The sequence below is a fragment of the Achromobacter dolens genome (assembly GCF_902859745.1).
Lineage (GTDB): Bacteria > Pseudomonadota > Gammaproteobacteria > Burkholderiales > Burkholderiaceae_B > Achromobacter > Achromobacter dolens.
The window spans coordinates 1-24684 of sequence record NZ_CADIJW010000067.1 but is presented as its reverse complement, the minus strand read 5'-3'; the positions used below and the strand labels follow the sequence as shown (position 1 = coordinate 24684).

Here is a 24684-nt window from a genome sequence, read left to right as displayed (position 1 = left end):
CGCTGGCCGCGAGCGTGGCCGGGGCGCAGCCGGCGCCGGCCGCGCAGGAGGCGCGCCGCGTCAACGTCAACGAATACATCGTGCGCGGCAACACCGTGCTGGATGCCCGCGACATCGAGAAGGCCGTCTATCCCTACCTGGGACCGGACCGCACGCTGGCCGACATCGAGGCCGCGCGCGAAGCCTTGCAGGCCGTCTACCAGGAACGCGGCTACCAGTCCGTGTACGTTGACCTGCCCGAGCAGCAGGTGGCCGACGGCATCGTGTTCCTGCAGGTCGCCGAGACCAAGGTCGGCCGCGTGCGCGTGGTGGGCGCGAAACACTATTCGCCGCTGGCCATCCGCGACGAGGTGCCGGCGCTGAAGGAGGGCGAGGTGCCCAACTTCAACCAGGCGCAGGCCGAGCTGACCAGCCTGAACAAGGGCGCCAGCCGCCAGGTGGTGCCGCTGGTCAAGGAAGGCCGCATCCCCGGCACCATGGACGTGGACCTCAAGGTCGAGGACAAGAACCCGTGGCACGCCAGCCTGGGCCTGAACAACGACTACAGCGCCGACACCACGCGCCTGCGCAGCACGGCGTCGCTGGGCTACGACAACCTGTGGCAACTGGGCCATTCGGTCAGCCTGACGTTCTTCACCGCGCCGCAGGAAACCGACAACGCTAAGGTCTGGTCCGGCTCCTACTCGATGCCGCTGGACAAGCAATGGAGCCTGCAGTTCACCGGCTACAAGAGCGACAGCAACGTGGCCACCATCGGCGGCACCAATGTGCTGGGCAAGGGCTACTCGTTCGGCATGAGCGCCATCTACACCCTGGCGCCGCAGGGCGATTGGTACAACTCGCTGTCGGTCGGCCTGGACTACAAGAAGTTCGACGAGACCACGCGCTTTGGCGGCAACGAAGACCTGATCCCGCTCAAGTACGTGCCGTTCACTTTCTCGTACAACGGCTACCGCTATTCCGAGTCGTCGCAGAGCAGCGTCGGCCTGTCGCTCGTGGGCGCCAGCCGTTCCTTCTTCGGCCTGGGCAGCGACTGGAAGGAATTCGACGACAAGCGCTACCGCGCCAGCCCCAGCTTCGCGCTGCTGCGCGGCGACGGCACTCACACGCAGAACCTGTTCGGCGACTGGCAACTGGGCCTGCGCGCCGGCTTCCAACTGGCCTCGGGCGCGCTGGTCTCGAACGAGCAATTCTCCGCCGGCGGCAGCACCAGCGTGCGCGGCTACCTGGCCGCCGAGCGCACCGGCGACGATGGCTTCCTGGGTTCGGTCGAGTGGCGCACGCCGTCGCTGGCGCGCTGGCTCGGCAGCAATGTCAACGAGTGGCGCTTCTATGCCTTCGCCGATGCGGCCACGCTGCGCCTGCGCGACCCGCTACCCGAACAGGACGCCAGCTACTCGCTGGCCAGCGTCGGCCTGGGCACGCGCCTGCAGGTGCTGGACTGGCTGTCCGGCTCGCTGGACTGGGGCTATCCGCTCAAGGACGGCCCCAACACCAAGAAACACGATCCCCGACTGAACTTCAGCGTCCGCGCCAGTTTCTGAGCGCGCGCGAAACCGTATTTATCCCGGAGTCCTGACCATGCAACGCTTATTGATGCTCCTACTGACCGTGCTGGCCGGCGTGCTGCCGTCCGCCGCCAACGCCTGGTGGCAGCCCGACTGGCAGTACCGCAAGCAGATCACCGTCGACAGCACGCCGCAGGGCGCGCCGCTGGGCGCCGCCGCCGGCCGCGCGCCGTTGCTGGTGCGCCTGCACACCGGCAACTTCACCTTCGACGGCATCAACGAGAAGGGCGCGGACATCCGCTTCGTGGCCGGCGATGACCAGACCGTGCTGAACCACCAGTTGGAAGCGTTCGATCCGCTGCTGGGCATGGCGCTGATCTGGGTGGACCTGCCGGCGCTGGCCGACGGCCAGCGCCAGGACATCTGGATGTACTACGGCAACCAGAAGGCGCCGGCTTCCGCCAACGGCCAGTTGACCTTCGACCCCAACTACACGCTGGTCTACCACTTCGATGGCGCGGCCGGCGCGCCGCCGCGCGACACCACCGGCAACAGCAACAACGCCCAGACGCCCATGGCCGCCGCGGTAGACGGCGTGATCGGCCGCGCCGCCCAATTCGCTGGCGGCGCGCCGCTAATGCTGCCCGCCAGCCCCTCGCTGGCCGTGCCCGCCGCGGGCGCCTTCACCTTCAGCGCCTGGGTGCGCGCCGACCAGCCGGCCGGCGAGCAACTGGTGTACGCGCGCCGCGACGGCGGCAACGCGCTGCTGATCGGCATCAACCAGGGCGTGCCCTTCGTCGAAGTGAACGGCCAGCGCAGCCAGCCCGGCCAGTCGCTCACGCCCGCGGCCTGGCAGCACCTGGCCGTGACCGCCGATGGCAGCCAGGTCACGCTGTATGTGAACGGCCGCGCCACCTCATCGCTGGCCGTCAGCCTGCCGCCGCTGAACACGCCCGCCGCCCTGGGCGGTGACGTGCCCGCGCCGGCGGCGGCCACCGCGCCCGCCAATGCCGACGCCGCGCCGGCCGAGGCCGCCGCCGCTCCGGCGCCGCGCGTGTACGCGCCGTTCGTCGGCGCCATCGACGAAGTGCGCCTGTCGCGCGTTGCCCGTCCCGCCGCGCTGATCCTGGCCGACGCGATCTCGCAGGGCGCCGAATCGCGCCTGGTGGCCTACGGCAACGACGAGGAACAGTCGGGCTTCGGCTTCGGCGGCCTGGGCTTTTTGCTCAAGGCGGTGCCGATCGACGCCTGGGTCATCATCGCCATCCTGGCGCTGATGATGGTGCAGTCGTGGATCATCATGATCAAGAAGAGCCGCAACGTGGCCCGCGTGGCGCGCGCCAACGAGGTCTTCCGCGAGTCCTTCGCCAAGGTCGGCCAGCGCCTGGAACTGCTGGCCGACGACAAGGCCCTGGCCCAGCGCCTGGAGCACGCCTCGCTGTGGCGCCTGTACCGCGTGGCGGTCAATGAAATCCGCACCCGCCGCGCGCAGGGCGCCGACACCAGTTCTATCTCGGCCGCCACCATCGAAGCCATCCGCGCCTCGATGGACGCCGTCCGCACCAAGGAAAACCAGTTGCTGGGCGCCCGGCTCGGCTCGCTCTCGAACGCCATTGCCGGCGGCCCGTACATCGGCCTGCTGGGCACGGTGCTGGGGATCATGGTGGTGTTCCTGGGCACCGCCATGGCCGGCGACGTGAACATCAACGCCATCGCCCCGGGCATGGCCGCCGCGCTGCTGGCCACCGCCATGGGCCTGTTCGTCGCCATCCCGGCGCTGTTTGGCTACAACCGCCTGGTCTCGCGCAACAAGGAAGTCGGCGCCGACATGCGCGTGTTCGTCGACGAGTTCGTGACGCGCCTGGCCGAAGTGCATGGCGAAGGCCAGGCCCAGGAAGCCGCCCACCACGGCGGCGCGCGCGCGCCCGTCGCCAGCCGTCCGGCCGTGCGCGATGCGCAGCCGGCCGCCGCCGAAGCATAAGGAGACGACCCCATGGCTTCCGTATCCGCTTCCCAGGACGATGACGACGACGCGCCCGTGGACGGTATCAACATCACGCCGCTGGTCGACGTGCTGATGGTCGTGCTGGTCATGTTCATCCTGACCGCCACGGCGCAGATCGCCGGCATCAAGGTCAACCTGCCCAAGGCCAGCTCGTCCATCGCCCTGTCGCAGCCCAAGACGAAGGCGATTTCCGTCAACGACGCGGGCCAGGTGTTCCTGGACGCCTACCCGGTGACCCTGCCCGAGCTGGAAGACCGGCTGCGCACGGAGAAGGCGCTGAATCCCGACTTTCCGGTGATCGTGCGCGGCGACGCCGCCGTGCAGTACCAGAAGGTGGTGGAAGTGCTGGACCTGCTGCGCCGGCTGGAACTGGCCCAGGTCGGGCTGGTCACCGGCAAGCCGAAATAAGGGGCCGAGGCAACCGTCATGCCGCACCACGCATCCGATTCCCCGCGCACCCCCCATCCCGCGCGCCGCTGGCTCAAGCTGGCGGCGGTGGCGGTGGTGTTGATCGCCGCCGCCTACGCGCTCTGGCGCTGGGCCAACGACATGACCGGGGTGCGCCGCGACGCGCCCAAGGTCACCGCGATCATCCCGCTGCCGCCGCCTCCGCCGCCGCCGCCCGAGCCGGAAAAGCCGCCGGAGCCCGAGCCGCCCAAGGAAGAGCCGGTGGCCACGCCCGAACCCGAGCCGCAGCCCACGCCCGAACCGCCCAAGCCGCAGGACGAGGCGCCGCCGCGTCCGGCCGACGACCTGGCCAACCCGATACAGATCGACGGCGATGCCCAGGCGGGCAGCGACGCCTTCAACATCGGCGCCGGCCAGGGCAAGGGCATGGCCGGCGGCGGCGGCGGCCGCGCCGGCAACGCCACCTACAGCCAGTACCTCGCCTACGCGCTGCAGAAGATCCTGCGCGAAGACGAGCGCACGCGCAATCTGACCTTCCGCCTGCAAGCCAACATCTGGCTCACGGCCAGCGGCCAGATCACGCGTGTCGAACTGACCCGTTCCAGCGGCGATGCCGACGTCGACGCCCGCGTGGTGGCGGCGTTGCGCGCGGTGCCGGGCCTGGATGAACGTCCGCCGGCCTCGGCCAGCATGCCGATCCGGGCATCGCTGACCGGCCGCCGCCCCTCCTGAAGTGCTGAATTGAACCGATCCTGGAGTGCCAAGAGAATGAAGTTCCAATTGAACCGGTTGGCGGCATCGCTGGCCCTGGCCGCGGCGGGCGCCGCCGTGGCGTTGCCGGCCACGGGCAACGCCGCGCCCGCCCCGTCCGAGAACGCCACCATCAACCTGATCCGCCTGCTGGTGCAGCAGGGCGTGCTCAAGCCGGAGCAGGCCGAGGCCCTGGTGGCCCAGGCCGAAGCTGAGGCCAAGACCGCCCGCGGCGCGCCGCAGGACCGCGGCGCCGCCGTGGCCCAGGCGGGGGACGTGCGCGTGCCGTACATCCCGCAGACCGTGCGCGACCAGATCCGCGACGAGGTCAAGGCGGAAGTGATGGTGCAGGCCAAGGCGGAAAACTGGGCCCAGCCGAATACCTTCCCCGATTGGGTGTCGCGCATCACCATCGACGGCGACGTGCGCGTGCGCGACGAGTCGCGCCTGTACTCGGGCAGCAACAGCAACGAAATCGTCGACTTCGCCAAGCTCAATGCCAAGGGCCCGTACGACCTGAACCGCAACACCAACGGCAACTACCCGCCGATGCTGAACACGCGCGAGGACCGCCGCAACCAGTTGCGCATCCGCGCCCGCCTGGGCGTGCGCGCCGACATCTCGGAATCCTGGACCGCGGGCATCCGCCTGGCCACCGGCAGCGACGACAGCCCGGTGTCGACCTCGCAGACGCTGGGCGGCGGCATGGGCAAGAAGGACATCTGGCTGGACCAGGCCTACCTGACCTACCGCCCCGCCAAGTGGGCCACGGTCACGGGCGGCCGCATCGCCAACCCGTTCGAGTCGACCGACATGCTGTTCTCGAACGACCTGAACTTCGACGGCATTGCCGCGATCTTCAAGCACCCGCTGGAAGGCCGCGACGTGACGCTGTTCGGCACCCTGGGCGCCTTCTCGACCGAGTACGGCTCGAACGGCTGGAACTCGTCGTCGTTCTCGGAAGGCAAGAGCGAGGACAAGTGGCTGCTGGCCGCCCAGGCCGGCGCCGACTGGAAGATCGACAGCCGCAACAGCCTGCGCGGCGCGCTGGCCTACTACCATTTCGACAACATCGCCGGCAAGCGCTCCAGCGCCTGCTCGCCCTGGGCCGGCCAGGAGAACTGCGACACCGACTGGTCGCGTCCGGCCTTCATGCAGAAGGGCAACACCCTGTTCCTGCTGCGCAACATCACGTCCAACCCGCTCGACCCCGCCAACACGCCGCAGCCGCAATACGTCGGCCTGGCGTCCAAGTTCGACCTGCTTGACCTGAACCTGCGCTGGGACACGCGCGTGTTCGACGGCCTGGGCCTGCGCCTGAACGCCAATTACCTGCGCAACCTGGCCTACAGCAAGAGCAAGATGGCGAGCCGTTCGCAAGGCCAGCTCGTCAATAACGTCGGCGAGAACGGCGACATCGAAAGCGGCCCCAACGCCTGGATGCTGCAGGCCACGCTGGGCCGTTCGTACGACCTGAAGGAGAAGGGCGACTGGCTGGCCTTCGTCGGCTACAAGTACATCCAGCCGGACGCGCTGCCCGATGCCTTCAACGATTCGTCGTTCCACCAGGGCGGCACCAACGCGCGCGGCTACTACATCGGCGGCGGCTATGCCTTCGACAAGAACGTGTACGGCGTCCTGCGCTGGATGAGCACGCGCGAGATCTACGGCGCGCCGCTGTCCATCGACACCATGCAGTTCGAGATCAACGCCAGGTTCTGAGGCCATGGACATGCATAGCTTATGGGATGAATCGAGCCCGCCCCGGGCATTGGGGCGCGGCCGGCGGCTGGCCGCCGCCGCGGCCCTGTGCGCCGCGGGCCTGAGCGTGGCGCTGCCGGCGCACGCCGAAACCATGGAAGAGCGCCTGCGCGCCCAATTGCGCAGCACCACCCAGCAACTGCAGCAACTACAGAGCGAGCAGGCCCAGGTCAACGCCGCCAAGGCCGCCGCCGAGGCCCAGCGCGACGCCGCCCAGAAAGAGCTGGAGGCGCTGCGCGGCCAATTGGCCAAGGCCAAGGGCCAGGCCGAGAAGCTGGCCGAGCAGCAGGGCGCGGTCATGGAAAGCGCCCAGGCGCAGGTGGCCGCCAGCCACGCGCAGTTGGGCAAGTTCAAGGGCGCCTATGACGAACTGCTGGCGCTGTCGCGCGCCAAGGAGACCGAACGCCAGACCCTGGCGCGCACCCTGGCGCAGCGCGACACCGAGGCCAAGGCCTGCATCGCCAAGAACCGCGAGATGTACGAAGCGGGCAAGGAGATCCTCAATGCCTACGAGCGCATCGGCGCCGGCGGCATCCTGGCCATGAAGCAGCCTTTCGCCGGCAGCGCGCGCGTCAAGTTCGAGGAGCAGGCGCAGGCATATGGCGACAGGCTGTACGACGCGCAGGTCGGCGCCGCCGCGCCGCCGGCGCCGCCGGCCCAACCCTGAGCGCCAGGGCGCTGTCTTATCTCTTTCATGCAGGGAGACTGTAATGAACGGCTTTGCCTGCGGACCGATCTCTCTGAATTGATCTCTTTTACCTAGGAATGACTGCAATGACCGACTCCAGCCTGATTCTCGACGTGAATGTCGAACGCCTGCAGGAACTGCTGCAATCCGCCGGCTATCGCGTCACCGTGTCCGAGCAGAACGGCATGGTGCAATTGCTGAGCGCCAGCCAGGGCGTGGGCTTCGCCGCGCGCATGGGCAACCCCGCCGTCGAATCCGGCTGCTACCTGGACTACACGCTGAGCTGCGCGCTGCGCGTGCAGGGCGAACTGCCGCCCGGACTGGCCGAGCGCTGGAACGTTGAAAAGCGCTTCGCCCGCCTGACGCTGCAGGGGGTGTTCCTGGTGCTGGAACTGGACGTGATCCTGGCCGGCGGCGTGTCCGAGAACTACCTGCGCGCCACCGTCGAGCTGTGGGACCGCCTGTTGCAGGAGTTCCTGCTGTTCCTGCGCGCCAACGCCTCCGCCGAAGCCGGCGCCGATACCGACGCCGTTGAACCGCGGCAGGACGCCGCCACCGAGGCGCTGAACTGATCCATCCGCCCGGCCCGACGCCTGGCGTTCGGGACGGCAAAGTCCCCAACCCCCCAGGCCGCCGTGGCGGCGAATGGCGCATCCAGGCAAGCGAGGTTCCGACCATGAACATTCTCCCCAATCAGCCCGCGCGGCTGCGCGTGACCGCCGCGGTGCTGCTGATCGCGTTGCTGGCCGGCGCGGTGGCGCTGATGCGCGGCAGCCCGGCGCAGAGCAGCGAATCCAGTCCCGTGCCCGCCAAGGCGGCGGCCGCGCCGGAAAAGGGCGCGGCGCCGGCCGCTGCCGCCGCCGCCCAGCCGGCCCCGGCAAAGGCGCCAGCCGTGGCCACCCTGGGCGCGGTGCAGGTGGACCGCGACGAACTGGCGCGCCAGCTCGAATCGCTGCCGCCCGAGGCCCGGGCCCAGCTCAAGGGCAATCGCGCCGGACTGGACCAGTGGCTGCGCGCGCGCCTGGCCGAAAAGGCGCTGGTCGAGCAGGCCCGCGCCCAGGGCTGGCAGGAGCGACCCGAGCTCAAGCGCGCCTTCCAGGCGGCGCAGGAGCGCATCGTGCTGCAGACCTACCTGGATTCGGTCAGCCGCGCGCCTGACGACTATCCGGCCGAGGCCGACCTGCGCGCCGCCTACGAGCGCGCCAGGCCGCAACTGGCGCAGCCGGCGCTGTACCGCGTCAGCCAGATCTTCCTGGCGGCGCCCCTGGGCGACAACGAGGCCGTGGCCGCCGCGCGCAGGCAGGCGCAGGACCTGGCCAGGCGCGCCCAGGCGCCCAAGGCGGATTTCGCGGCGCTGGCCAAGAGCCATTCGCAGGACGCTTCGACCCGCGCCCAGGGCGGCGACATCGGCTACGTGCCGTTGGCGCAGTTGACGCCCGAAATGCGGCCCGTGGTCGAGCCGCTCAAGCCCGGCGAGGTGGCGGCGCCGGTGCAGTCGGCGGCGGGCTTCCATATCCTGAAGCTGGTGGACCTGCGCCCGGCCAGCGTGACGCCCTACGAGCAGGTCAAGGACGAGTTGCGTGCCGCGTTGCGGACCCAACGCCAGGAACTGGCGGCGAGGGCTTACCTGGAGGGGCTGCTGAATGCAGGAACCGTCAGCATTGATGGCGCGGCACTCAATGCCGCGTTCGAGCAGAGCGCGGCCGCCGCGTCCGCCCAACCCGCCGTCGCCGCTCGCGCGCCCTGAATCCGGCGGCATCGCCGTGGCGCTGGAGGCTCGGCTCTGCCAGGCCCTGGGGCGGGCCGGGCCGCCCGCCAGCCTGCAGTGCGCGGCCGCGTTGCTGCAAGCGGTGCGTGCCGCCTTTGCCGGCGACCTGCATTGGCTGGCGCTGGTGCCGCAGGTCGAGCCGGGGCGGTCGCGCGACGCGCTGCGCGATCCCGGCCTGGATTTGGCCGACCTGCGCGTGCTGTACCGGGCGTTGCGGGTGGCGTGGCTGGCCGAGCTGGTGTTCGGCGGCGCGGACGGCGCGCGACGCTGGCTCCGCAGCCCCAAGCGGCGCCTGCATGGCCGGGTGCCGTTGCTGCTGTGCCAGCACGGCCGCTACGCCGCGCTGATCGAGCAGTGGCTGATAAATATCGACGAAGGAAACGGGCCATGACCGCGCTCTGGCGCTTGAGCAACTGCCAGGACCTCATGCCGCGCGCCCGCCCCGCGGGCCGCTGGCATGCCGCCGGCGCGGCGGTTGTGGTGCTGGACGCCACGCCCGCTGCCGCCGTCTTCGCGCGCCTGGCCCAGGCCGAGGTGGCGCATCCGCGCGCCCTGCCGCGCAGCTATTTCCTGCTGGAGCTGCGGGTGCCCGCGGCTGCCGTGGCTGAACCGCGCCCGCCGGCCGGCTGGCAGAGCGATCTGCAGGCCTCGCGCGCCTTCGGCAACGCCTGGCTGGCGCGGGGCGATACCTTGCTGTTGAAGGTGCCCTCGGCGGCCGGCGGCTGCCAATACCTGCTGAATGCCGACCACCCCCTGCTGGCGCAATGCCAGATCGTGTCGTCGCTCGCCTATCCGTTCGCGCCTCATCTGGCGGGCATCGAGGGCGCCGTGCTGGATGGAGCGGGCTGGCTGGCCTGTGCGCACGACTGACGCGGAGGGCGGCGGCCCTGCCGGCGGCGGGGCCTGCCGCCCGGAACGGCCCCGGCTGGGCATAGAATATGCCGCATCCGTCCCTATTCGCAGGAGCCCGCGTATGACCGCCATTCCCGCTGCCGCCACGCCCGGCGCAGCGCTGCCCGCCGTGACCGCGCGGGTCGACGTCGTTTCCATCCAATCGCAGGTCGTCTATGGCTGCGTCGGCAACAATGCCGCCATGCCGGTGTTCCGCCAGGCCGGGCTGCGCGCCATCGCGCTGCCCACCGTCATCCTGAGCAATACCCCGCACTATCCGACGCTGCACGGCGGCGCGGTGCCGCTGGACTGGTTCGAGCGAGGGCCTGCTGCGCGGATTGGACGAGCGCGGCGTGACCGCGGTGGCGCGCGCCGTGGTCTGCGGCTACCTGGGCCAGCCTGGCCAGGCCGACCTGCTGGCGGACTGGCTGCGCGGGCTGCGGGCGACGCGGCCCGAGGTGCGGGTGCATATCGACCCGGTCATGGGCGACCGCAACGACGGCCTGTACGTGGATGCCGGGCTGGTGGCGCAATACCGCCGCAGGCTGGTGCCGCATGCCCACGGCATGACGCCCAACCATTTCGAGCTGGAGCAGATGGTGGGCCGGCCGCTGGCCTCGATCGACGAAGTGGCGGCGGCCGCGCGCGAACTGATCGCCGAGGGGCCGGAATGGATCGTGGTCACCAGCGCCGCGCCGCAGACGGCGGCGCCCGGCACCCTGCGGCTGGCGGTGGTGACGGCCGCCGAGTGCGTGGTGCTGGGCCACCCCGAGATCGCCATCCCGCCCTCGGTGCATGGCACCGGCGACGTGTTCATGGCGGCCATCACCGCGCGGCTGCTGGCCGGTGATTCCCTGGAAAACGCGGCGCGCGACGCGGCCGCCGCCGTGACCGGAGCGCTGGCGCGCACCCGCGATCTCGGCTGGGAAGAACTGGCGGTGGAAGGTTGACGCGGGCGGGCCGCCGCGCCCGCCGTGTCTTGCTCAATACGTCTTGTAGGGCAGGAACTTGCCGCTCATCACGATCTGCACGCGGTCGCCCTTGGGATCGGCCTCGCGCGTCAGGTCCATCTTGAAGTCGATGGCGCTCATGATGCCGTCGCCGAACTCTTCGTTGATGAGCGCCTTGAACGTGGTGCCGTAGACGTTGATCAACTCATAGAAGCGGTAGATCAGCGGGTCGGTGGGCACCGTGGTGGGCAGCGAGCCCTTGTAGGGCACCACCTGTAGCTGCACCACCGCGTCGGCGGGCAGGTCCAGCAGGCGGGCGGCGGCCTGGGCCTGTTGCTCGGTCAGGGTCATCTGGCCCAGCAGCGCGGCGGTGGTCCATTCCTTGCTCTGGCCGACGGCCTCGGCGATGGCGGCCCAGGACAGCTTCTTTTCCAGGCGGCGGGTGACGATCAGTTCGGTGACTTCGGCGCGGGACATCATGGGGGTTCACTCCTTGTGGGAAGCCTTGTCGACCAGGAAGTCGACGAGATGGTTGCGGATTTCGTAGTAGCGCGGCTCGTGGTGCAGGCTGGCGCGGGTGCGGCCGCGCGGCAGGTCCACCTCGACCGACTCGGCGATGCGGGCATGGGGGCCCGCGCTCATCAGCAGGATGCGGTCCGACAGCAGGATGGCCTCGTCCACGTCGTGCGTGATCATGAAGACGGTCTGGCGGGTTTCCTGCACGATGGCGCGCAGTTCGTCCTGGATGGTGCCGCGCGTCAGCGCGTCGAGCGCGCCGAAAGGCTCGTCCAGCAGCAGCATGCGCGGCTGGATGGCGAAGGCGCGGGCGATGCCCACGCGCTGCTTCATGCCGCCCGACAGCTCGCACGGCTTCTTGTCGGCGGCGCGGGCCAGGCCGACCATGTCCAGGTAGCGCAGGCTGTGCTCGCGCACCTGGGCGCGGGAATAGGCCGGCCAGCGCGAACGCACGCCGAATTCGACGTTCTGCAGCGCGCTCAGCCAGGGCAGCAGGGCGTGCGCCTGGAACACCACGCCGCGCGCCAGCGACGGGCCGGCGATCTCGCGGCCGTCCATGATGACGACGCCTTCGCTGGCCTCGTCGATGCCGGCCAGGATGTTCAGGATGGTGGTCTTGCCGCAGCCCGAATGGCCGATCACGCAGACGAACTGGCCTTGTTCGATGCCGAAGTCGATGTTCTCGAACACCGGCGCCGCCGGCCGGCCGTCGCGGCCCGGGTAGCGCTTGGCCAGCGCCTGCACTTGCAGAAAGGGTGGGCTCATGGCGTTCACTCCCGGTAGCTGACCAGCCGCGCGGCGCGCGCCAGCACGGTGTCCAGCAGCATGCCGATCAACCCGATGAAGAGGATGGCGCAGATGATGTTGGCGATGGACAGGTTGTTCCATTCGTTCCAGACGAAGTAGCCGATGCCGGTGCCGCCGATCAGCATTTCGGCCGCCACGATCACCAGCCAGGCAATGCCGACCGAGATGCGCATGCCGGTCATGATGGTGGGCGCGGCCGCCGGCAGGATCACCAGCAGGGCGGTGCGCAGCCGCGACACTTCCAGCGTGCGCGCCACGTTCAGCCAGTCCTGCCGCACGGCGCCCACGCCGAACGCCGTGTTCACCAGCATCGGCCAGAGCGAGCAGATGAAGATCACGAAGATGGCCGAGGTGTCGGCATCCTTGATGGTGTACAGCGCCAGCGGCATCCAGGCCAGCGGCGAGATCGGCTTGAGCACCTGGATGAACGGGTCGAAGGCGCGATAGACGGTCCTGGACATGCCGATCAGGAAGCCCAGCGGAATCGCCACCAGCGCCGCCAGCAGGAAGCCGGTCAGCACCCGCGCCACCGAATACGCCAGTTGGATGCCGATGCCCTTGTCGTTGGGGCCGCGGTCGTAGAACGGATCGCGCAGGTGCTGCCACAGCCGGGCGCCGACCTCGGCCGGGCCGGGGAAGGGCGTCTGCGAACCGCTGGCGGCGGCGTTGCCAACCAGCGCCGCATAGGCCGGATCGACCGTCGCCCCGCCGGCGGCTGGGCGGGTGGCGACGTGCCACAGCAGCAGGAACAGCAGAAACAGGATGACGGACAGGAAGGTCGCCCGCCAGGGTTGCACGGCCCGCATCAGCTCCTCCGGATCTTGAAGCCGGCCAGGTAGGCCTCGGGCTGGGTCGGATCGAAGGGCTTGCCCATCACGCTGAAGGTCTTGGCGGCGTCGGCGGGCGGGGTCAGGCCGGCCTCGCGCATCAGGCGCAGCGCGTCGGTCGCCAGGAACACCTCATTGGCGACTTTCTGATAGTCGACATCGCCTTTTATCTGGCCCCAACGCTTCATCTGCGTCAGGATCCACACCGCGAACGAACCCCACGGCATGGGATCGAAGTCGATGCGCTGCGGGTCCTTGAGCACGTTGCCCAGGCCGTCGGCGTAGGTGCCGGTCAGCACCTGTTCCACCACCGTGACCGGCTGATTCAGGTAGTTGGGCGCGGCGATGGCTGCGGCAATCTCCTTGCGGTGGGCCGGGTCGCGGGCGTAGGCGGTGGCCTCGATGATGGCCTTGAGCAGGGCCTGGTAGGTATTGGGCTGGGCGGTCACGAATTCGCGGCTGGCCGAGAACGCGCAGCACGGATGGCCGTCCCAGATGGCCTTGGACAGGGTGTGGATGAAGCCCACGCCGTCATAGACCGCGCGCTGGTTGACCGGGTCCGGCGCCAGGAATCCGTCGATGTTGTCGGCGCGCAGGTTGGCCACCATTTCGGGCGGCGGCACCGAGCGGATCTGCACATCGGTATCCGGATCCAGGCCATGTTCGGCCAGGTAGTAGCGCAACAGGTAGTTGTGCATGGAATAGTCGAACGGCACGGCGAACTTGAAGCCCTTCCAGTCCTTCGGATCGCGCCGGTCCCTGTGCTTCATGGACAGGGTGATGGCCTGGCCATTGATGTTCTCCACGGCGGGCATGGTCCACGGCACCGCGCGGCTGGCGCCCACGCCCAGCGAGATGGCCAGCGGCATGGGCGACAGCATGTGCGCGGCGTCGTACTCGCCGGACATGGCCTTGTCGCGGATCAGCGCCCAGCCGGCGGTCTTGACCACTTCCACGTCCAGTCCCTGCTTGCCATAGAACCCCATCGGGTGCGCCATGATGATGGGCGTGGCGCAGGTGATGGGAATGAAGCCGACCTTCAGCTTCTGCTTCTCGAGCGGGCCGGCGGATTGGGCAAAGGCCTCCTTGGCGGCCGCCAGCGGGAACAGCGCGGCGACGGCGGCCATGGCCGTGCCGCCGCCGACCGCGCGCAGGAAGCGGCGGCGCAGGGCGTCCTGCGGGAACAGGGCGCGCATGACGGCGCCTTCCACCGCGCGGTCAAAGGCGGCGTCGCCGGACGCCGCGCCAGCGCGGGCGTCCTGGCCGTCCGCCGCCGCGCGCGCGTGCTCGGCCTGGGAGGCATGGCGGCCGCAGGCGCAGGCCAGGCGGCTGGCGGGATCGAACGGATTGCTGAACAGGGACATGGAGGCCTCCAGGGTTCGGAATGCCTCCATCTTGGGGCGCGCCGCCGGCGCCCGGTATCGCCGGTTCGACGATATCCATGTAGGGGGCGCACTACACGGTGCGCGGCCGCGCCGGGCCGGTGCGCGCCGCGCTCAGCGCGCACCCAGGTGGTGCGCGCGGGCATAGTCCACCAGCTCGACCAGCGTGCGCACGCCCAGCTTCTCGAAGATGCGGGCGCGGTAAGTGGAAATGGTGTTCACCGACAGCGCCAGCTGCTCGCCGATGGCCGACACCGATTTGCCGGCCGCCAGCAACTGCAGCACCTGGAATTCGCGGTTGGACAGCAGCTCGTGCGGCGGCCGGGTGCTGTCCTGGCGCACGGTGTGCGCCAGCAGTTCGGCAACGGCCGGCGTGACGTACATCCGGCCGGCGGCGGCATTGACCAGCGCCGCCAGCAGCTCGTCCGGATCGCAGCCTTTGTTCAGATAGGCATGGGCGCCGGCGCGCAGGGCCCGCACCGCGAACTGCGATTCCGGATAGACCGACAGCATCACCACGCCCAGCGCCGGATGGTCGGCGCGCACCGTCTTGAGCACGTCCAGGCCGTCGCGCTCGCCCAGCGCCACGTCCAGCACCATCGCGTCGAAGGGCTCCTGGCGCAGCGCGCGCAGGGCGGCGGGGGCATCGGCGGCCTCCCGCACCAGGCCCACGCGCGGGTCTTCCTGCAGGATGCGGGCCAGGCCGCGGCGGATGATGAGGTGGTCGTCGACGATCAGCAGGTTCAGAGGCATGGCGTCGTCTCCTCAGGCCGCTTGCGGGTTCAGGCGCAGGCGGGCGCACAGGCCGGCGCCGGGCGCGCTGTCCAGCTCCAGGTCGCCGCCGATGGCGCGGGCCCGTTCGCGCATGCCCAGGATGCCGAAGGTCTGGCGCGTCTCGGGCAACCGCATGCCCACGCCGTCGTCTTCCACTTCCAGCAGCAGGCCATCCTCGCCCCAGACCGCGCTGACGCTGACGCTGCGGGCCCGCGCGTGGCGCTGCACATTGGTCAGCAGTTCCTGCACGATGCGGTAGACGGCGATTTCCGCCTCGGGCTCCAGGCGGCGGCTTTCGGTGTCGGGCGGGCACAGGTAGCGGCAGCGCAGCCCGCTGCGCGCCTGCAGGTCCTGCAGCAGCGTTTCCAGCGCCGCCCACAGGCCCAGGTGGTCCAGCACCACCGGTCGCAGGTCGTTGAGGATGCGGCGGGTGGCGTCCATGGCCGTCTGCGTCACCTCCAGCATGCGGTCCAGGTGGGCCTGCAGGGGCGGCTCGCCCGCCAGTTGCCGGCGCAGCCAGTTCAGGTCCAGTTGCAGCGCGGTGAACGAGGCGCCCAGGTCGTCGTGGATATTGCGGGCGATGTGGGCGCGTTCCTGTTCGCGCAGCGTGCTCAGGTGCGAGGCCAGCCGCCGCAGCGATTCATGGGCGGCGCTGAGTTCGGCGGTGCGCACCTGCACCCGCGCTTCCAGTTGCGCCCGGGTGGCTTGCAGCTCGCGCTCGATGCGCTTGCGCGCGCTGATGTCCGAAAACGTCACCACCGCGCCCACGACTTCCTGGTCGTTGCGGATCGGGTACGAGGCATACTGCGCGTCGAAGCAGGAGCCGTCGCGGCGCCACAGCACCTCGTCGTCGACCCGTTCGCCGCGGCCGTCGCGAAAGGCCTTGAAGATGCGGCAGTCGTGCACCGGCATCAGGCTGCGGTCGGCGTGGGAATGATGGATCAGGTAATGCATGTTGCGGCCCACCACCTCGTCGGGGGTGTAGCCCAGCATGGCGGCGCCGGCGCCGTTGATGAAGATGCAGCGGCCGCGCAGGTCGATGCCGTAGATGCCCTCGCCGGCCGATTCCAGCAACATTTCCAACTGACGGCGCCAGGCCGCGTGGTGCGACAGATGTTTCAGATCCGCGAACATAGCCTTTCGACGGGCCTGGCCGGCCCGATTCCCCTGGTTCGGGCGATTTCCGCCCTGTTTTTCCTTTCCGGGCAGTGTACGGCAGGCCGGCGCGGTTATCGCATTTATCAAACACACCGTTCCACCAGGCCGAACAAGCCGCCCGCGGCAGGCGGGTAAAATCAGCGGTTGTCCACCACGCTGGGAGCCAGAGTGCAGCCGGTCATTTCAGTTCAAGGCCTATCCAAGCGATACGCCTCGGGATTCCAGGCGCTCAAGAGCGTCGACCTGGAGATCCAACGCGGCGAGATCTTCGCCTTGCTCGGCCCCAACGGCGCGGGCAAGACCACGCTCATCAGCATCATCTGCGGCATCGTCAACCCGACCGAGGGCCGGGTGCTGGCCGACGGCCACGACATCCTCACCGACTACCGCGCCGCCCGCAGCGCCATCGGCCTGGTGCCGCAGGAGATCTCCACCGACGCCTTCGAAAGTGTGTGGAACACGGTCACCTTCAGCCGCGGCCTGTTCGGCAAGCCGGCCAATCCCGAATACATCGAGAAGGTGCTGCGCGACCTGTCGCTGTGGGACAAGAAGGACAGCCGCATCATGGCCCTGTCCGGCGGCATGAAGCGGCGCGTGATGATCGCCAAGGCGCTGTCGCACGAACCCAAGATCCTGTTCCTGGATGAACCCACCGCCGGCGTCGACGTCGAATTGCGGCGCGGCATGTGGGACATGGTGCGGCGCCTGCGCGAGAACGGCGTCACCATCATCCTGACCACCCACTACATCGAGGAAGCCCAGGAAATGGCCGACCGTGTCGGCGTGATCCGCAAGGGCGAGATCATCCTGGTCGAGGAAAAGAACGCGCTCATGACCAAGCTGGGCAAGCGCCGCCTGACGCTGACGCTGAAGGCGCCGCTGCCGGGCATCCCGACCGCGCTGGAGCCGTTCCACCTGGAAATGTCTGCCGACGGCCGCCAACTGGTCTACACCTACGACAACCAGGGCGGCGGCCAGATCTCCGGCCTGCTGCGGCGCCTGACCGAGCTGGACATCGAATTCACCGACCTCAACTCCTCGGAAAGCTCGCTCGAGGAAATCTTCGTCAGCCTGGTGCACGGACAATCATGAATTTCTACGCAATCCGCGCCATCTACCGCTTCGAAATGGCCCGCGCCTGGCGCACGCTGATGCAGAGCGTGCTGTCGCCGGTCATTTCCACCTCGCTGTACTTCGTGGTGTTCGGCTCGGCCATCGGTTCGCACATGGTGCAGATCGACGGCGTCAGCTACGGCGCCTTCATCGTGCCGGGCCTGATCATGCTGTCGCTGTTGACCCAGAGCGTGGCCAATGCTTCGTTCGGCATCTACATGCCGCGCTTCTCGGGCACCATCTACGAGATCCACTCGGCGCCCATTTCGTACCTGGAGATCGTCGCCGGCTACGTCGGGGCGGCCGCCAGCAAGTCCATCATCCTGGGGCTGATCATGCTGGCCACGGCGCGCCTGTTCGTGCCGTTCGAGATCGCGCATCCGTTCTGGATGCTGGGCTTCCTGCTGCTCACCGCCGTCACCTTCAGCCTGTTCGGCTTCATCATCGGCGTGTGGGCCGACGGCTTCGAGAAACTGCAGATCATTCCGCTGATGATCATCACGCCGCTGACCTTCCTGGGCGGCACCTTCTATTCCATCAAGATGCTGCCGCCGTTCTGGCAGGGCGTGACGCTGTTCAACCCGGTGGTGTACCTGGTCAGCGGCTTTCGCTGGGCGTTCTATGGCGTGGCCGACGTCAACGTCACGGTCAGCGTCGCCATGACGCTGGTGTTCCTGGCCGTCTGCCTGGTGGTGGTGCGCTGGATCTTCAAGACCGGCTATCGCCTGAAGACCTGAGCCTGTCCGTCGGCCGCCCGCCGGAGCAGGGGGGCGGCCCGCGCCAGGCGCCCGCGTGTGCGCCTGGCGCCAGCGCCGGACCGGCTACGCCGCCGCCACGGGCGCCTGGCGCGCCAGCCCGCCATGGGCATCGAGCAGCCGCTCGCGCCACGCGGCCACCGGATCGTCGGCCGCCAGCAGTTCCAGCGCGCTGGTGCAGCGCGCCCACATGAAGAAACCGAACACCGCGTAATCCGCATAGGCCGGCTGCTGGCCGGCCAGGTACGGCTGCCGCGCCAGCGTCTGGCGCAACGGCAGCAGCGAGGCGCGCAGGGCCGCCAGTTGTTCCTCCCGCAACGCGGGCAGGTCTTCGAGCGGGCCGAAGCGCTTTTCGCGGGTATGGCGGAAGTAGTCCTTGTCCTTGGCGTCGATCAGGGCGTGGATCTCCGGCAGCAGCAGCCGCGCCAGCGTCGGCACCAGGGTGGTGTCGGCCCAACTGTTGGCGAACAGGCTGAGCGCGCGGCCGGTGTCGCCGCCGAACAGCGAGGGGCGTTCGGGGAACGTGTCTTCCAGGTAGCAGGCGATCTGCCACGAATCGCTGATCACGTGGTCGCCGTGCACCAGCACCGGCACCAGCTTCTGGCCCGAGAATTCGATCGCTTCCTTGTCGGTGAAGCGCCACGGCACGGTGTTGGCGGCCAGGCCCTTGTGGGCCAGCGCCATGTGCGTTTTCCAGCAATGCGGGCTGAAGCGCAGCGTCGGATCGGCGCCGGCCAGGTCGTACAGGGTGAGATCGGGGGTCAAGATGCCGCGCTCCTTGAAGGGTTCCCCGGCAGGATACCCCCAAGGCGCGCTGAGCGGGGAGGGGGGCCTACTGTACGGTCGCGCCGGCCTTGCCCATGTTCATGAGGCGCTGCTTGAGCTGCGGATCCTGCTGCACGGCGCGGCCGATGCCGTTGAATTCCTCGACGGACAGGCCGTCCGCCTGCACCAGCTTGACCATCTTGGCGTCCGCTTCCTGGATCACCTTCTGCTTGGCCGCGTCGGTCTTGGCGGCGTCGACCTTGGGCCGATATTCGTCCACCACGCCCGACACCTTCTGCGAGGCCGAGGCAAAGCGCTGCAACTGCTGGTCGGTGGGTTGCGCGGCGGCGGGCGCCGTCGGCGTCTGGCTGGCGGGCGCGTTCTGCGCCAGGACGGGAGCACCGGACAAGACGGCCGCGGCTAGCACGGCCGACAGGATTGCGGTTTTGGAACGCTGCATGGAAACCTCCTAATTCCGGGTGAATGTCCGACCATGATGACAACCGGCCCCGGGGCGGTTCAAGTTTCGCAATGTGTTTTCCTGTGTCGGCGGACCACGATGGCGCCGGGCCTGCGCGGGAGTGGCGCCCCGGGCGGGCGGCGGAAATGTTTTGCCCGCAACTTCGTGACATTGCGCAAGCGGATCGCAGGCCGGGTGTCGGCGGCGGGGGGCGTCGCTGCCGCGCCGGAGCCGTCAGGGCGCCAACTGCACCGCCGTGTACACGTGTCCCTGGCCCTGCTGGTAACCGCAATGGAAAGACTGGCCGCGCCGGAAATCCGGGCCGGCATCGCGCTGCAGCCGCAGCACCAGCCGCTGCGCCGTCACGTCCGCATGCACCACGGCCAGGTCGCTGAATTCCAGCGGGCAGCGCGTCAGCGGGAACTGGCACTTGTAAAGCGCTTCCTTGGCCGAGAACACCAGCGTGGCCCAGACGGCGCGGGGCAGGGCGCCGGCCACCAGGCCGTGCTCATCGGGCAGCATGCAGACGGCTTCGATCGCTTCCAGCGCATCGGCGCCGGCGATCGCTTCCAGGTCGATGCCCAGGCCGCGCGTGTCGGCGAGGCGGCCCACGGCCACGCCCAGCAAGCGCCGGCTGTGGCTGATGGAGCCGACGAAGCCCTCGGGCCAGCGCGGCGCGCGGTCCACGTCCGCGCCGACCTGCACGGTGCGCGCGCCCAGCCCCGCCAGCAGCGTTGCGGCCAGTTCGCGTCCCGCCTGGTATTCGGCCTGGCGGCGCGCGGCGGGGTCCGGCGCGTCATCGGCCGGCAGGGGTTGCACGCGTTGGGCAATGCGGCCGGTCAGGACAAAAGGCGCGTAGGGGGCGGGCAGCGGAGTCAAGGCAGGGCGCCATCGGGTGGGATGCTCCGATCATAGGCCATCGCCGCGCCGCTGCGCTCAGGCCAGCGCCATGCTCAGCAGCACCAGCGCCAGCAGCGCGACGTAGACGCGGGCGTGCCATTGGTCCGGAATGCGCGGGATCAGCGGCGCCGCCAGCCGGATGCCGGCCAGCGACCCCAGCGCCAGCGCTGCGAAGGCCAGCAGGTCGACATAGCCGATGATCCAAGGCGCCAGCGGCGCCGGCAGCGCCCGCGCCGCCGCCATGTAGGCCAGCGTGCCGACAATCGCCACCGGCAGCGTCAGCGGATTGGCCATGGCCGCGGCCTTGGCCATCGGCAAACCGCGGCGGCGCAGCAGCGGCACCGTCATCACGCTGCCGCCGACGCCCAGAAACGTGGCGATGACGCCGATCGCCACGCCGCCTCCGACCGTCACGCCCTGGCCCAGGGGCCGCGCCGCGCGCGTCTCCCGCTGCGCCATGAAGCCCTGGCGCAGCACGCAGTCGAGAATGGTCACGGCCAGATAGGCGATGAAGGCATGGCGCACCAGGTCGCCGCTGGCGCGGGTGGCGGCCCAGGCGCCCAGCAGCGCGCCCGCCCCGATGAAGGCGGCCAGCGGCCAGACGTAGCTGCGCACGATGTTGCCGGCGCGCTGGTGCCTGCGGGTCGCGGCCACCGAGTTGACGATCATCACGCAGGTCGAGGTCGCCACCGCGATGTGCATGGCCGCCTGGCCGATGGCGTCCTGCGCGCCGTGGGTGGCGGTCAGTACGCCATACAGCACCGGCACCACCACGAAGCCGCCGCCAAAACCGAACAACACCGTGGTCACGCCGCTCAACGCGCCGAACAGCGCCAATGTCACGTACAGCATTTCATGCGTCCTTTCCGTGAAACCGCCACGATAGGGCGGCTGGCGCTGGCTTGCTTTCGAGGATTGGACAATAATGTTTGCGTTCCGGCCACGTCCCGTCATGCGAAACAGCCACATCGATCAGCACGATCGCCTCGACCGCGCGGTGGTTGCCATCGGCAACGACTACCCGCCCGGCCACCTGCTGCCGGCGCACACGCACCGCCGCGCGCAACTGCTGTACGGGGCCACCGGCGTCATGCACGTCGTCACCCGCGACGGCAACTGGGTGGTGCCGCCGCAGCGCGCCGTGTGGATCCCCGCGGGCGTGGCGCACCAGGTGCGCATGCAGGACGTCAGTACGCGCAGCGCCTATATCGAGCCGGGCGCGGCCCGTGCCGGCAGCGCCGCCTGCGAGGTGGTCGAGGTGTCGCCGCTGCTGCGTCAGTTGCTGCTGGCGGCGGTCGACATGCCTGCCGACTACGACCCGGCCGGCCGCGACGGGGCGCTGGCGGCGCTGCTGCTGCACGAGGTGACGCGCGCGCCGGTGCTGCCCCTGCACATCCCGCTGCCGCGCGACAAGCGCCTGGCGCCGCTGTGCCGCGCCTTCGTCGCCGCGCCCGACGTGCGCCAGTCGCCCGAGGCCTGGGCCGAGCGCCTGCACATGAGCCCGCGCACCTTCAGCCGCCACTTCCGCCAGCAGACCGGCATGGCGTTCTCGGCCTGGCGCCAGCGCGCGTGCGTGGTGCTGGCGCTGGCGCGGCTGGCCGCCGGCGCGCCGGTGACGGCGATCGCGCTGGACTTCGGCTACCAGAGCCCGGCGGCGTTCTCGACCATGTTCCGGCGCGTGCTGGGCCGTCCGCCCACGAGTTATCTGCACGCGGCCGACTAGGGACGGCTGCGGGCGTGCCGGCACGGCCCTGGGGGGGGACTCAGCGCCGCAGTTTCATCGACACATCGGTATGCGTGCCGCGATCCAGGTCCGCGCCCAGCGGTTGCGTCCACAGCGGCAGCTTGAGCAATTCGTTGCCGACCTCGCCCGATTCGATGCGCTGCGCGATGTCATCGAGCAGCAGCGTGCGGGTCGCGAATCCGCGCCCTTGCAAACCGCGTGCGAACAGGCGGTAGGTCAGGTTGGGTTCGGCGCCCTTCATGACGCCCAGGTCGAGAATGCGGCCATGCTCGTCGCGCAGCAGCAGGTGGCCGGGGCGGGCGTAGATGCGGTAGATGCGCCACGGCGAGGACACCGCGGCGTGTTCGCGCGGGCGCTCGGATCGAGCCGGCGCGTCGGCCGCCGCGGGTGTGGCGGGCGGCAGCAGTTTCACGCAGGCGTTGGCGAATCTGGCAATGGACCTTCCGATGCGACTCACGGTCGTCTTCCTCCGGGATGGCGATACGGCGAGGAGACGCGCGTTCAAGCACCACCGTTGCAGCATACGCGCTTTATCGACCGCAGCGGGCATTTGCGCAGAGAGTTACGTAATTGGCCCGAATGCCGCCCTCCTCGGGTCCGATATATCACAAAAGTGATCAATGGAATCACGTATCGGCCTGTATCGGCCTGGATGTTAATTGGAAACAGCCGTTGACTTTCGCCTTTCTGGCACCCATAGTGGACTTGCAGCTATTCGAGCATCGTGATCAACGTCCGGTATCGCGCCCCTTCTGGCGCCTCATTGTTCGCCATCCCTTTCCTTGATTGGCTCCCTTCCCGGGCGCTGCCCGCCATGCAAGGAGTGAAATGATGGAAACCGGAATTGTGAAGTGGTTCAACGACGCCAAGGGCTTTGGCTTCATCATGCCCGAGAACGGCGGCAAGGACCTGTTCGCGCATTTCTCCGAGATCGTCGGTGACGGCCACAAGGCGCTGGTCGAGAACCAGCGCGTCAGCTACGTCACGGCGCAGGGCGCCAAAGGCCCGCACGCGACGCAGATTCGCGCAATGTGAACGACAGCCCCGCCGTGCGGGGCCATCGGTTCAGAAAGGAGGACACATGTTCCATAACAACATGGTCTACAAGGGCTACCGGCTGATCGCCAGCGTATCCCGCATTTCCGTGGCGGGCAGCCCCCGTCCCGCCTTCACCGCGACCGTGGGGGTCGAGCTGGCCGCCGATTGGCACCGCCTGCACGACCCGCACCTGGTGCCGTTGTTCGCGGCCGGCGGCTTCGTGTCGTCGCCGGTCATGGCGGTGGATGCCGCCATCCATCACGGCCGCCAGTTGGTCGACGGCTACGTGCGGCCAGCCGCGCAGGTGCCCGCGCGCTAGCGCGGCGCGTCGACAGGGCGTGGCCTGAACGCGTTCAGGCAGCGCCCGCGCCGTACCACAGCACGGCGAAGAAATGACAAACGGTGCCGGCCAGCACGAACAGGTGCCAGACGAAGTGGCCATAGCGCCAGCGGTTGTCGAACACGAAGAACACCACGCCGCCGGTGTAGGCCAGCCCGCCGGCCAGCAGCCACCACAGGCCGCCGCTGGGCACCAGCTCGAGCATCGGCTTGACGGCGATGACCACCAGCCAGCCCATCGCCAGGTACAGCCCGGTGGACAGGGCGGGGCGGTCGAGCCGCTTGCTCGCCTTCAGCCCCACGCCCAGCAGCGCCATGCCCCACACCAGGCCGAACAGCGTCCAGCCCCAGGGACCGCGCAGCGCGCCCAGCGCGAACGGAGTATAGGTGCCCGCGATCAGCAGGTAGATGGCCGAGTGGTCGAGCACATTGAACAGGCGCTTGGCGCGGTTGTCCGGCAGCGCGTGGTAAATGGCCGACGCCAGGTAAAGCAGGCACATGCTGGCGGCAAAGATCGCCGCGCCGACGATAAACGCGGCATCGCCCTGGCGCGTGGCCGCGACGATCAGGATCGGGGCGGCGGCCAGCGCGCCAGCCGCGCCCAGACCGTGGCTGACGGTGTTGGCGATTTCCTCTCCGAGGGTCTGGCGGCGGTCATTCGGGAACATGGTGTGCGGAGCGAGCGAGAATTGTAGTCAGGGTTTTCACCATAAGGGTTTTGCGTCGCCGCCTCAAGTCGGCCGGAGGCGCAGGGCGGCCCGCCTTGATTTTCTGCAAACCCGGCCGCTGCGGGGTGCTCGAAAAGCTGCGAGGGCAAGTTACTGTGTGATACATTTCTCTCGCTAAATCAGCCGCCCGCAGAGGCGGCGCTTTGGCTGCGTACCGCGTTATCGAGGGGCTGCGCATCCGGCGGGCCCGCACAGACTCTTCAAGGGGAGGCTCTTCTATGATTCCGGCAATCGGCCTGATGGTTGGGGCATACATCGTCACGCGCATGACCGCGACGCTGACCCGGCCAGGCACCAGCAAGGTCGTCAAGGTGCTTTCCATCATCACGATCGCGGTGGCGCTGGTCTCCTGTCTGGAATTGCTGACGAGCGGCGCGGCAATCCAGTCCGGTCGGTTCTGAGCCGGGCCGGTCCCGGAGCATGGGCGTCCGCCCGCGGCGGATGCGGCAGTCGGCGGGCCGCGCGTTGCGGCCAGGCGGTTTTCAAACGTCGTCGTGGAGTCACACAGCGTTCACAGGCCCGATCAATGGCGCGCAGTCTCACCCATCTGTTTTTCACCGCCGCGAAGAAGCTGAGCCGCATGCAGCGCGCGGCCATGCGCATCGCGGCGCCCAAGCGGGCGCGCAAGCGCGCCGCGCCGGCGCGTCCG

Annotated in this window: 28 protein-coding genes and 1 pseudogene; 17 read left to right on the top strand and 12 right to left on the bottom strand. The window is 69.2% G+C overall.

The features are described 5' to 3' along the window. Positions 1–2 precede the first annotated feature (2 nt). The 11 genes and pseudogenes from HV783_RS27130 to pdxY all read left to right on the top strand — a co-directional run bounded on the left by HV783_RS27130 (position 3) and on the right by pdxY (position 10729). The gene (locus HV783_RS27130; RefSeq protein ID WP_175190226.1) at positions 3–1544 is read left to right on the top strand and encodes a ShlB/FhaC/HecB family hemolysin secretion/activation protein; all 1542 of its coding nucleotides are present in this window, start codon (positions 3–5) and stop codon (positions 1542–1544) included. A gap of 37 nt (positions 1545–1581) precedes the next feature. Continuing rightward, positions 1582–3489: a DUF2341 domain-containing protein gene (locus HV783_RS27125; RefSeq protein ID WP_175190225.1), complete on the top strand. Its 1908-nt coding sequence runs from the start codon at positions 1582–1584 to the stop codon at positions 3487–3489. Positions 3490–3501: 12 nt separating this feature from the next. Further along, positions 3502–3921, top strand: coding sequence for an ExbD/TolR family protein (locus HV783_RS27120; RefSeq protein ID WP_054417402.1), 420 nt, complete (start codon positions 3502–3504; stop codon positions 3919–3921). Positions 3922–3939: 18 nt separating this feature from the next. After that, positions 3940–4653 carry a TonB C-terminal domain-containing protein gene (locus tag HV783_RS27115; RefSeq protein ID WP_175190224.1) on the top strand — a complete coding sequence of 238 codons (714 nt, stop codon included), beginning with the start codon at positions 3940–3942 and terminating at the stop codon, positions 4651–4653. 36 nt (positions 4654–4689) lie between these two features. Beyond that, complete coding sequence (locus tag HV783_RS27110) at positions 4690–6393, top strand: putative porin (protein WP_175190223.1); 1704 nt, start codon at positions 4690–4692, stop codon at positions 6391–6393. A gap of 10 nt (positions 6394–6403) precedes the next feature. Next, complete coding sequence (locus HV783_RS27105) at positions 6404–7099, top strand: DNA repair protein (protein ID WP_254604059.1); 696 nt, start codon at positions 6404–6406, stop codon at positions 7097–7099. Between the two features lie 107 nt (positions 7100–7206). Beyond that, entirely contained in the window at positions 7207–7692 is a 486-nt protein-coding gene (locus HV783_RS27100) for a YbjN domain-containing protein (RefSeq protein WP_175190221.1), read from the top strand. 104 nt (positions 7693–7796) lie between these two features. Beyond that, a complete protein-coding gene (locus HV783_RS27095; protein WP_175190220.1) occupies positions 7797–8867 on the top strand; it encodes a peptidylprolyl isomerase in 1071 nt (356 codons plus the stop codon). A 16-nt stretch (positions 8868–8883) separates the two neighbouring features. Further along, positions 8884–9279 (top strand): MbcA/ParS/Xre antitoxin family protein, encoded by a 396-nt coding sequence (locus HV783_RS27090; RefSeq protein WP_240806378.1) that lies wholly within the window; start codon positions 8884–8886, stop codon positions 9277–9279. Further along, on the top strand, positions 9276–9758 hold the full coding sequence (locus tag HV783_RS27085; RefSeq protein ID WP_064528639.1) for an RES family NAD+ phosphorylase: 483 nt from the start codon (positions 9276–9278) through the stop codon (positions 9756–9758). The genes HV783_RS27090 and HV783_RS27085 overlap by 4 nt, the downstream gene beginning before the upstream one ends. Before the next feature lie 103 nt (positions 9759–9861). Beyond that, positions 9862–10729 (top strand): annotated as a pseudogene (gene pdxY, locus HV783_RS27080) (pyridoxal kinase). A gap of 33 nt (positions 10730–10762) precedes the next feature. On the opposite strand, the gene cynS reads toward pdxY, so the two are convergent. The 6 genes from cynS to HV783_RS27050 form a co-directional block, all read right to left on the bottom strand. Then, positions 10763–11206, bottom strand: coding sequence for a cyanase (cynS, locus tag HV783_RS27075; protein WP_045953619.1), 444 nt, complete (start codon positions 11204–11206; stop codon positions 10763–10765). A gap of 9 nt (positions 11207–11215) precedes the next feature. Next, positions 11216–12010, bottom strand: a complete 795-nt coding sequence (locus HV783_RS27070) for an ABC transporter ATP-binding protein (protein ID WP_054485296.1) — start codon at positions 12008–12010, stop codon at positions 11216–11218. A 5-nt stretch (positions 12011–12015) separates the two neighbouring features. Continuing rightward, complete coding sequence (gene ntrB / locus HV783_RS27065; RefSeq protein ID WP_054482200.1) at positions 12016–12858, bottom strand: nitrate ABC transporter permease; 843 nt, start codon at positions 12856–12858, stop codon at positions 12016–12018. Next, positions 12858–14243 carry a CmpA/NrtA family ABC transporter substrate-binding protein gene (locus HV783_RS27060; protein ID WP_175190218.1) on the bottom strand — a complete coding sequence of 462 codons (1386 nt, stop codon included), beginning with the start codon at positions 14241–14243 and terminating at the stop codon, positions 12858–12860. The genes ntrB and HV783_RS27060 overlap by 1 nt, the downstream gene beginning before the upstream one ends. A 132-nt stretch (positions 14244–14375) precedes the next feature. After that, positions 14376–15014, bottom strand: a complete 639-nt coding sequence (locus tag HV783_RS27055) for a response regulator (protein WP_054502927.1) — start codon at positions 15012–15014, stop codon at positions 14376–14378. 12 nt (positions 15015–15026) lie between these two features. Continuing rightward, complete coding sequence (locus HV783_RS27050) at positions 15027–16169, bottom strand: sensor histidine kinase (protein ID WP_064527902.1); 1143 nt, start codon at positions 16167–16169, stop codon at positions 15027–15029. 192 nt (positions 16170–16361) lie between these two features. On the opposite strand from HV783_RS27050, the gene HV783_RS27045 reads away from it, so the two are divergent. Together HV783_RS27045 and HV783_RS27040 are read left to right on the top strand one after the other, a co-directional pair. Further along, a complete protein-coding gene (locus tag HV783_RS27045) occupies positions 16362–17285 on the top strand; it encodes an ABC transporter ATP-binding protein (protein WP_026383041.1) in 924 nt (307 codons plus the stop codon). Continuing rightward, entirely contained in the window at positions 17282–18043 is a 762-nt protein-coding gene (locus HV783_RS27040; protein WP_006386110.1) for an ABC transporter permease, read from the top strand. The genes HV783_RS27045 and HV783_RS27040 overlap by 4 nt, the downstream gene beginning before the upstream one ends. Before the next feature lie 84 nt (positions 18044–18127). On the opposite strand, the gene HV783_RS27035 is transcribed toward HV783_RS27040, so the two are convergent. The 4 genes from HV783_RS27035 to HV783_RS27020 all read right to left on the bottom strand — a co-directional run bounded on the left by HV783_RS27035 (position 18128) and on the right by HV783_RS27020 (position 21038). Next, the gene (locus HV783_RS27035; protein WP_064527898.1) at positions 18128–18826 is read right to left on the bottom strand and encodes a glutathione S-transferase family protein; all 699 of its coding nucleotides are present in this window, start codon (positions 18824–18826) and stop codon (positions 18128–18130) included. 67 nt (positions 18827–18893) lie between these two features. Further along, the gene (locus HV783_RS27030) at positions 18894–19286 is read right to left on the bottom strand and encodes a DUF4168 domain-containing protein (protein WP_054502923.1); all 393 of its coding nucleotides are present in this window, start codon (positions 19284–19286) and stop codon (positions 18894–18896) included. Between the two features lie 234 nt (positions 19287–19520). Next, on the bottom strand, positions 19521–20165 hold the full coding sequence (locus HV783_RS27025) for a 4'-phosphopantetheinyl transferase family protein (protein ID WP_175190217.1): 645 nt from the start codon (positions 20163–20165) through the stop codon (positions 19521–19523). 57 nt (positions 20166–20222) lie between these two features. After that, positions 20223–21038 carry a sulfite exporter TauE/SafE family protein gene (locus HV783_RS27020; RefSeq protein WP_054502921.1) on the bottom strand — a complete coding sequence of 272 codons (816 nt, stop codon included), beginning with the start codon at positions 21036–21038 and terminating at the stop codon, positions 20223–20225. Between the two features lie 100 nt (positions 21039–21138). Here HV783_RS27020 and HV783_RS27015 point away from each other — a divergent pair, with 100 nt between their 5' ends. Further along, on the top strand, positions 21139–21909 hold the full coding sequence (locus HV783_RS27015) for an AraC family transcriptional regulator (protein ID WP_054503283.1): 771 nt from the start codon (positions 21139–21141) through the stop codon (positions 21907–21909). A gap of 40 nt (positions 21910–21949) precedes the next feature. On the opposite strand, the gene HV783_RS27010 is transcribed toward HV783_RS27015, so the two are convergent. Then, complete coding sequence (locus tag HV783_RS27010) at positions 21950–22387, bottom strand: hypothetical protein (RefSeq protein WP_054502920.1); 438 nt, start codon at positions 22385–22387, stop codon at positions 21950–21952. Between the two features lie 374 nt (positions 22388–22761). On the opposite strand from HV783_RS27010, the gene HV783_RS27005 reads away from it, so the two are divergent. Further along, positions 22762–22965: a cold-shock protein gene (locus HV783_RS27005; protein ID WP_006385404.1), complete on the top strand. Its 204-nt coding sequence runs from the start codon at positions 22762–22764 to the stop codon at positions 22963–22965. 46 nt (positions 22966–23011) lie between these two features. Further along, positions 23012–23287: a hypothetical protein gene (locus HV783_RS27000; RefSeq protein WP_054502919.1), complete on the top strand. Its 276-nt coding sequence runs from the start codon at positions 23012–23014 to the stop codon at positions 23285–23287. Between the two features lie 34 nt (positions 23288–23321). On the opposite strand, the gene trhA is transcribed toward HV783_RS27000, so the two are convergent. Beyond that, complete coding sequence (gene trhA, locus HV783_RS26995) at positions 23322–23975, bottom strand: PAQR family membrane homeostasis protein TrhA (RefSeq protein ID WP_064527895.1); 654 nt, start codon at positions 23973–23975, stop codon at positions 23322–23324. Between the two features lie 278 nt (positions 23976–24253). On the opposite strand from trhA, the gene HV783_RS26990 reads away from it, so the two are divergent. Beyond that, positions 24254–24436 (top strand): hypothetical protein, encoded by a 183-nt coding sequence (locus HV783_RS26990; protein WP_006396220.1) that lies wholly within the window; start codon positions 24254–24256, stop codon positions 24434–24436. Positions 24437–24684: the final 248 nt, after the last annotated feature.

Bases quoted from the DNA above. Each gene is read 5' to 3' on its own strand.
- HV783_RS27055 (WP_054502927.1), bottom strand. From the start codon at position 15,014: ATGCCTCTGAACCTGCTGATCGTCGACGACCACCTCATCATCCGCCGC.
- ntrB (WP_054482200.1), bottom strand. From the start codon at position 12,858: ATGCGGGCCGTGCAACCCTGGCGGGCGACCTTCCTGTCCGTCATCCTG.
- HV783_RS27040 (WP_006386110.1), top strand. From the start codon at position 17,282: ATGAATTTCTACGCAATCCGCGCCATCTACCGCTTCGAAATGGCCCGC.
- HV783_RS27095 (WP_175190220.1), top strand. From the start codon at position 7,797: ATGAACATTCTCCCCAATCAGCCCGCGCGGCTGCGCGTGACCGCCGCG.
- HV783_RS27050 (WP_064527902.1), bottom strand. From the start codon at position 16,169: ATGTTCGCGGATCTGAAACATCTGTCGCACCACGCGGCCTGGCGCCGT.
- HV783_RS27020 (WP_054502921.1), bottom strand. From the start codon at position 21,038: ATGCTGTACGTGACATTGGCGCTGTTCGGCGCGTTGAGCGGCGTGACC.
- HV783_RS27000 (WP_054502919.1), top strand. From the start codon at position 23,012: ATGTTCCATAACAACATGGTCTACAAGGGCTACCGGCTGATCGCCAGC.
- HV783_RS27015 (WP_054503283.1), top strand. From the start codon at position 21,139: ATGCGAAACAGCCACATCGATCAGCACGATCGCCTCGACCGCGCGGTG.
- HV783_RS26990 (WP_006396220.1), top strand. From the start codon at position 24,254: ATGATTCCGGCAATCGGCCTGATGGTTGGGGCATACATCGTCACGCGC.
- HV783_RS27070 (WP_054485296.1), bottom strand. From the start codon at position 12,010: ATGAGCCCACCCTTTCTGCAAGTGCAGGCGCTGGCCAAGCGCTACCCG.
- HV783_RS27085 (WP_064528639.1), top strand. From the start codon at position 9,276: ATGACCGCGCTCTGGCGCTTGAGCAACTGCCAGGACCTCATGCCGCGC.
- HV783_RS27125 (WP_175190225.1), top strand. From the start codon at position 1,582: ATGCAACGCTTATTGATGCTCCTACTGACCGTGCTGGCCGGCGTGCTG.
- HV783_RS27005 (WP_006385404.1), top strand. From the start codon at position 22,762: ATGGAAACCGGAATTGTGAAGTGGTTCAACGACGCCAAGGGCTTTGGC.
- HV783_RS27115 (WP_175190224.1), top strand. From the start codon at position 3,940: ATGCCGCACCACGCATCCGATTCCCCGCGCACCCCCCATCCCGCGCGC.
- HV783_RS27060 (WP_175190218.1), bottom strand. From the start codon at position 14,243: ATGTCCCTGTTCAGCAATCCGTTCGATCCCGCCAGCCGCCTGGCCTGC.
- trhA (WP_064527895.1), bottom strand. From the start codon at position 23,975: ATGTTCCCGAATGACCGCCGCCAGACCCTCGGAGAGGAAATCGCCAAC.
- HV783_RS27120 (WP_054417402.1), top strand. From the start codon at position 3,502: ATGGCTTCCGTATCCGCTTCCCAGGACGATGACGACGACGCGCCCGTG.
- HV783_RS27030 (WP_054502923.1), bottom strand. From the start codon at position 19,286: ATGCAGCGTTCCAAAACCGCAATCCTGTCGGCCGTGCTAGCCGCGGCC.
- cynS (WP_045953619.1), bottom strand. From the start codon at position 11,206: ATGTCCCGCGCCGAAGTCACCGAACTGATCGTCACCCGCCGCCTGGAA.
- HV783_RS27105 (WP_254604059.1), top strand. From the start codon at position 6,404: ATGCATAGCTTATGGGATGAATCGAGCCCGCCCCGGGCATTGGGGCGC.
- HV783_RS27110 (WP_175190223.1), top strand. From the start codon at position 4,690: ATGAAGTTCCAATTGAACCGGTTGGCGGCATCGCTGGCCCTGGCCGCG.
- HV783_RS27100 (WP_175190221.1), top strand. From the start codon at position 7,207: ATGACCGACTCCAGCCTGATTCTCGACGTGAATGTCGAACGCCTGCAG.